The following is a 6,428-nucleotide window of genomic DNA, read 5'->3' on the forward strand; positions in this document are numbered from 1 at the left end:
TCGAGCGACGTGCGGTCCTGCGCAGGGGTGGGTGCGACGGTCGCGCCGCCGCACCCACCCCGGGCGCATCAGGAGATGCCGACCTCGTCGCAGTACTGCGCGAACTCGCCGGTGCAGATGTCCTCGGCCTTGGCGCCGCCGTCGTCGACGACCGACTTGACGGTGTCCTTGGTGATGGACTCCGGCGTCAGCAGGATCGAGGGGACGTCGCGGTCACCCTCGGAGTCCTCGGTCGTGCCGTTGGTGTCGGCGTCCTCACCCTTGACCAGGGCGATCGCGGCGTCGGCGAGCGCGCCGGCCTCGAGCTTGGCGGACTTGTAGACCGTCATGCACTGGGTGCCGGCGAGGATGTTCTGCAGGCCCTCGACCGTCGCGTCCTGACCCGTGACGGGGACCTGACCGGCCTGACCGTTCTTCTCCAGGATCGAGATGACCGAGCCCGCGAGACCGTCGTTGGCCGCGTACACGCCCTGGACGTCGCCGCCGGCCTGCGTGTACAGCTGCTCGAAGATCGTGACGGCCTGCTCGTTGTCCCAGTCGGGAACGGCCTGCTCGCCGACCTCGGTGTAGGTCGAGATCTTGTCGAGCACGCTGTGCGCACCCGCCGAGAACAGCGTGGCGTTGTTGTCGGTCGGGCTGCCGTTCAGGTAGATGACGTTGGCCGCCTCCTCGCCGAGGCAGTCCGCCAGGCCCTGGCCCTGCAGCTCGCCGACCACGGTGTTGTCGAACGACACGTAGTAGTCGGCCGAGCCGCCGAGGGTCAGACGGTCGTAGTCGATCGTCCGGACGCCCTGCTTGGCGGCCTTCTCCTGGATCGCGGCGCCCGACTCCGAGTCGAGGTTGACGATCGCGAGGACCGTGACGCCGTCGGCGATCATGCCGTCGGCGATCGTCGCCATCTTCTCGGCGTCGCCCTCGGCGTTCTGGATCGTGTACTCGACGTCAGCCTCCTTGAAGGCGGCCTCGAGGGCCGGGCGGTCGGCGCTCTCCCAGCGGACCGAGGACTTCGTGTCGGGCAGGATCACGCCGATCTTGCCGTCGGACGAGTCGCTCCCGCCGCCGTCGTCGCTGCCGCAGGCGGCGAGCGAGAGGGTCGCCCCCAGGACGACTGCCATCACGATGTTGCGCGTTCGCTTCATGCGGACGCCTCCTAGCTGTGTGGTGCGAGGTGGGTGCCGGATCCAGCGGTGGGCACTGGAGCACGACGTAATTGTTGTGTCGCACAACATATGCACGTGACGGCGGTCACGTCCAGTGTTTCGGCGAGATTTCCTCAGACCCAGGCGGCGGGGCGGGCCAGGAGGTCGCCCAGCGCACGGTGCGCGGCGCCGGTCGCGGCCGCCGCGTCGTCGCCGCGAGCGGCCCGGATCCGCACCGGGGTCCACCGCGAACCGAGCACGCGCGCGTCGAGCCGCTGCTGGACCGCCTCGAGGGTCGACGGCGGCAGCGTGGCCAGGTGGCCGCCGAGGACGACCGAGGAGATCCCGACGACGTTGACGACGCTGGCGAGCGCCACGCTCAGCGCGTGGGTGACCTGCTCGAGGGCGGCCAGGCACCCGGTGTCGCCGGCCGCGGCCCGTGCGCCGAGCTCGGTCGCGACGTCCTCGCGAGCGAGCCCGGAGACCGTGGCGAGCGCCTCGATCCCGACGTACCGCTCGAGGCAGCCGGTCGATCCGCAGGCGCAGGCCGGGCCCGAGGGGTCGACGCACACGTGCCCCAGCTCGCCAGCCGCGCCGTGCTCGCCCGCGACGATCCGGCCGCCCGTCACGATCGACCCGCCGACGCCGACGGCCGCCGAGACGTGCACGAAGTCCGACCACTCGCCGGGTCGACCCGGCGCCGGCTCGGCCTCCAGGAAGGCTGCCATGTCGGCCTCGTTCGCGACGTGGATCCGGTGCAGCCCACCGACCGAGCGCAGCCCCTCGGCGACGTCGACGTCGCTCCAGCCGAGGTTCGGGGCGCGCAGCAGGAGGCCGTCCTCGGTCACGATGCCGGGCACCGCGACACCCACGCCGACGACCCGCCGCGCCTGGACGAGGGCCCGCACCTCCCGCGCCTCGGCGGCGAGGGCGTCGAGGACCCGCTCCGGGTCCCGCGACGTCGAGGGCGCGACGCGCTCGGCGACGACCTCGCCCCGCAGGTCGACGGCCCGGGCGATGACGCGCTCGGTCTCGATCGCGAGACCCAGGGCGACGATCCCCTCCCCCGGTCGCAGCGCGAGCGCCGGCCGGCCACGCCCCGACCGCGGGCGCTCGACCTCGTCGACGACCTTGGCCGCCACGAGCTCGTCGACGAGTCGGGCGGCCGTCGCCCGGGTCATCGAGAGCTCGACGGCGAGGTCGGCCCGCGACGGTGGCGACTCAGCCCGGCAGACCCCGGCCACCAGCGCCGCGAGGTTGCGCTCGCGCAGGTTCGCCTGGCGGACGGCGACGCTCGCCGGTCCGTGCCACGGCGTTCCCGGCGCGTCGACCATGCGTTGACAGTAGCGCAGTCGGCGTCTTAAGTTCTACCATCAAACTTATTACGAGGAGCTTGCCATGACCGTCCGCCGCCCCACCCCTGACGACCGCTTCTCGTTCGGCCTGTGGACCGTCGGCTGGACGGGCCAGGACCCCTTCGGCTCGGCGTCGCGCCCGGCCCTCGACCCCACCGAGTACGTCGGTCGGCTGGCCGAGCTCGGCGCCTGGGGCATCACGTTCCACGACAACGACGTCTTCGCGTTCGACGCCGACGAGGCCGAGCGCGAGAAGGCCGTGGGCCGCGTCAAGGACGCCGCCGACGCCGCCGGCCTCGTGATCGAGATGGTCACGACCAACACCTTCAGCCACCCCGTCTTCAAGGACGGCGGACTGACCTCGAACGATCGCGGCGTGCGCAGGTTCGGCCTGCGCAAGGTCCTGCGCGCGGTCGACATCGCGGCCTCGGTCGGTGCCTCGACGTTCGTCATGTGGGGCGGCCGTGAGGGCTCGGAGTACGACGGGTCGAAGGACGTCCACGCGGCGCACGAGCGCTACAAGGAGGGCCTCGACACCGTCGCCGGCTACATCAAGTCCCAGGGCTACGACCTGCGCATCGGCCTCGAGCCCAAGCCCAACGAGCCCCGCGGCGACATCTTCCTGCCCACCGCCGGCCACGCCCTGGCCCTCATCGGCGAGCTCGAGCACGGCGACATCGTCGGCCTCAACCCCGAGACCGGCCACGAGCAGATGGCCAACCTCAACTACACGCACACGATCGGCCAGGCGCTCTGGCACGACAAGCTGTTCCACATCGACCTCAACGGTCAGCGCGGGCTCAAGTACGACCAGGACCTCGTGTTCGGTCACGGCGACCTGATCTCGGCGTTCTTCACCGTCGACCTGCTCGAGAACGGCTTCCCGGCCACGCCGGACGGCCCGCGCTACACGGGCCCGCGCCACTTCGACTACAAGCCGTCGCGCACCGAGCACATGGACGGCGTGTGGAGCTCGGCGGAGGCCTGCATGAGCACCTACATCGCGCTGGCCGAGAAGGCGAAGGCGTTCCGCGCCGACGCTCGCGTGCAGGAGGCCATGACCTACGCGGGGCTGTTCGAGCTCGCCGAGCCCACCCTGGGCGAGGGCGAGACCGTCGCCGACCTGCTGGCCGGCGACGACGGCTTCGACCCCGAGAAGGCCGCCGAGCGCGACTTCGGCTTCGTCGCCCTGCAGCAGCTCGCCGTCGAGCACCTCATCGGCTGACCGTGACGCTCGTCGCCGGGGTCGACTCCTCGACCCAGTCCTGCACCGTCGTCGTGGTCGACGCCGCCGACGGCCGCGTCGTGCGGTCGGGGCGAGCGGCGCACCCCGACGGCACGGAGGTCGACCCCGAGCACTGGTGGGTCGCGCTGCAGCAGGCCCTGGCGGCGGCCGGCGGCCTCGACGACGTCGAGGCCGTCTCGATCGGCGGGCAGCAGCACGGGCTGGTGGCGCTCGACGCCACGGGAGCCGTGCTGCGCCCCGCTCTGCTCTGGAACGACACGCGCTCCGGCGCGTCGGCGGCCGACCTGGTGCGCGAGCGGGGGGCGCAGGCGTGGGCCGACGACACCGGCACGGTTCCCGTCGCCTCGATCACGGTGACCAAGCTGCGGTGGATGGCCGACCACGAGCCGATGCTCGCGACACGCATCGCCGCGGTCGCCCTGCCGCACGACTGGCTGACCTGGCGGCTCCGGGGCACGGGGCGGCTCGAGGACCTGGTGACCGACCGCTCGGACGCGTCCGGCACGGGGTACCTCGACACCCGGGGCGAGTACCGCCGCGACCTCCTGACACTCGCCCTGCGCCGTGACGCCGACCCGATCGTGCTGCCACGGGTGCTGGGCCCGGCCGACGGCGTCGAGGGGCCCGGGTTCCTGATCGGGCCCGGCTGCGGCGACAACGCCGGTGCTGCGCTCGGGCTCGGGCTCCGTCCTGGCGACACGAGCATCTCGATCGGCACCTCGGGCGTCGTCGCCGCGGTGTCGGCCGCGTCCACGCACGACGAGACGGGCCTGATCGCGGGCTTCGCCGACGCGACCGGCCACCACCTCCCGCTGGCGGCCACGCTCAACGGCGCCCGCGTACTCGATGCCACGGCACGCCTGCTCGGCGTCGACCACGCCGGGTTGTCGGCCCTCGCCCTGGCCGCTGAACCTGGTGCCGGCGGACTCGTCCACCTGCCCTACCTCGAGGGCGAGCGCACCCCCAACCTGCCCACCGCGACCGGCTCCCTGGTCGGGATGACGCTCGGGTCCATGACCCGCGAGAACCTCGCCCGCGCGGCGGTCGAGGGGCTCTGGTGCCTCCTGCACGGAGCCCTCGACGCCATGCGGGCGCAAGGCATCACCGCGCGCTCGGTGACCCTCGTCGGCGGCGGCGCTCAGTCGGCGGCCGTCCGGGCCATCGCGCCGACCGTGCTGGGACTGCCGGTCACGCTGCCCGAGGCCGCGGAGTACGTGGCGCTCGGCGCCGCTCGCCAGGCCGCGTGGGTGCTGGCCGGGACCGACGAGCCGCCGAGCTGGGCCGCCTCGACCACGGCCGTCCTCGAGGGCGAGCACCGCCCCGAGGTCGTCGACCGCTATCGCTCGCTGGCGTTCGAGTACGCCCAGCGGGTGCGCGAGGAGTAGACCTCGCCGGGTCGGAGCACGACGTCGGCGTCGGGTCGGTTCGGACCGTCCGGCACGCGTTGCGCCTCGATCGCGACGCCGCCCGCCGGGCTGCCCGTGAACACCTGCACGCTGGGCTGGTCGCTCGTGACGTCGATGCTCCGCACCCCGTCCGCAGACCGCAGCGTGGCGACCGAGCGCACGCCCTCGCCCGGCACCAGCCAGGCGTGGTCGAGGTCGCTCCCGGTGTGGACGACGTGTCCGGCCCGCAGGTCGAAACGCGTGCCGTGGACGCTCGCCGAACCCGGGGCGGGGATGCCGGCCCGGTCGACAGGGAGGTAGCGGTCGGCGGGCACCGTGACCACGGGCAAGGGGCCGAGGTCGAGGTACGGATGGCTCGCGAGGCTGACCGCGGTGGGCGCGTCGGTGACGGCCTGGAGGTCGACCTCGACCGACGCGTCGGTCAGCCGGTAGGTGACCGTGGCCGTCAGCGTGCCCGGGAAGCCCTGGTCGCCGTCGGGGCTGACCAGCTGAAGCACGAGGCGGTCGGCGTCGTGCGCGACGACGGTCCAGGTGCGCCGGTCGAAGCCGTCGGGGCCGCCATGGAGCGTGGCCGGCCCGTCGTTGGCCACGAGCCGGTGCGCAGCGCCGTCGAGGTCGAAGCGGGCCCCGGCGATGCGGTTGGCGTAGCGGCCGACGACGACGCCGCAGTACGGCGCGGCGGACACGAGGCGCTCGGCGGGGCTGCGGGACACCAGGAGGCTCGGACCCGTGCCGGGAGCGGGCACCCAGGCGTCGACCGCGGCCCCGTGGTCGAGCACCACGAGACGGGCGCCGCCGGGGCTGCGCAGCTCGATCCGTTCCACCAGCGGGACGCTACTCCCCCGGGCGCTCGACCTGCGACGCGAGCGCCTCGGGGGCCTGACGGCAGTAGGAGTCGGTGAGCAGCTCGGCGAGCTCGTCCGGGTCGGTGTGCTCGTCGAGCACCAGGCCGACGGCGTCGGACCCCCATCCCCCGACCCGGAAGCGTGGACCGCCGAGGTGCACGAACGCGGCGACCTCGTCGGGGTCGGCCCGGAAGGTGATGCGGAGCAGCCCGTCCTCACCACCGAACACGTGGGCGACCGTCGCGCTGCGGACGCGCCAGCGGGTGCCCGTCCAGGCCGACTCGGCCTGACACTCCGGAAAGGTCGACAGCACGGCGTCGAGCCGCTCGACCCACGCCTCGGGAACCTCCGACCGCACCACGTCCACCACCCTGCCAGCCCCCACCGACACTCCCCCACCCCGTCGGGCGGAGGGATGCGGAAGGGCCCCGGACCTG

The 6,428-nt window shown here is 73.3% G+C and carries 6 protein-coding genes; 2 read left to right on the forward strand and 4 right to left on the reverse strand.

All coding sequences use genetic code 11. From position 1 onward, the window contains the following. Nucleotides 1-68 precede the first annotated feature (68 nt). Together ABD127_RS10340 and ABD127_RS10345 are read right to left on the reverse strand one after the other, a co-directional pair. Nucleotides 69-1,139, reverse strand: coding sequence for a sugar ABC transporter substrate-binding protein (locus tag ABD127_RS10340; protein WP_344200878.1), 1,071 nt, complete (start codon nt 1,137-1,139; stop codon nt 69-71). 134 nt (nt 1,140-1,273) lie between these two features. Further along, on the reverse strand, nt 1,274-2,473 hold the full coding sequence (locus ABD127_RS10345) for an ROK family protein (protein ID WP_344200881.1): 1,200 nt from the start codon (nt 2,471-2,473) through the stop codon (nt 1,274-1,276). 64 nt (nt 2,474-2,537) lie between these two features. Here ABD127_RS10345 and xylA point away from each other — a divergent pair, with 64 nt between their 5' ends. Both xylA and ABD127_RS10355 read left to right on the forward strand, forming a co-directional pair. Continuing rightward, nucleotides 2,538-3,719 carry a xylose isomerase gene (gene xylA / locus ABD127_RS10350; protein WP_344200884.1) on the forward strand — a complete coding sequence of 394 codons (1,182 nt, stop codon included), beginning with the start codon at nt 2,538-2,540 and terminating at the stop codon, nt 3,717-3,719. Nucleotides 3,720-3,721: 2 nt separating this feature from the next. Continuing rightward, the gene (locus tag ABD127_RS10355) at nt 3,722-5,125 is read left to right on the forward strand and encodes a xylulokinase (protein WP_344200888.1); all 1,404 of its coding nucleotides are present in this window, start codon (nt 3,722-3,724) and stop codon (nt 5,123-5,125) included. On the opposite strand, the gene ABD127_RS10360 is transcribed toward ABD127_RS10355, so the two are convergent. Together ABD127_RS10360 and ABD127_RS10365 are read right to left on the reverse strand one after the other, a co-directional pair. After that, a complete protein-coding gene (locus ABD127_RS10360; protein ID WP_344200891.1) occupies nt 5,077-5,970 on the reverse strand; it encodes an aldose epimerase family protein in 894 nt (297 codons plus the stop codon). The two genes, ABD127_RS10355 and ABD127_RS10360, sit on opposite strands and share 49 nt — an antisense overlap. Before the next feature lie 10 nt (nt 5,971-5,980). Continuing rightward, nucleotides 5,981-6,352 (reverse strand): MmcQ/YjbR family DNA-binding protein, encoded by a 372-nt coding sequence (locus ABD127_RS10365; protein WP_344200894.1) that lies wholly within the window; start codon nt 6,350-6,352, stop codon nt 5,981-5,983. Between the last annotated feature and the right edge of the window lie 76 nt (nt 6,353-6,428).

Source organism: Aeromicrobium alkaliterrae (genome assembly GCF_039529015.1).
GTDB lineage: Bacteria > Actinomycetota > Actinomycetes > Propionibacteriales > Nocardioidaceae > Aeromicrobium > Aeromicrobium alkaliterrae.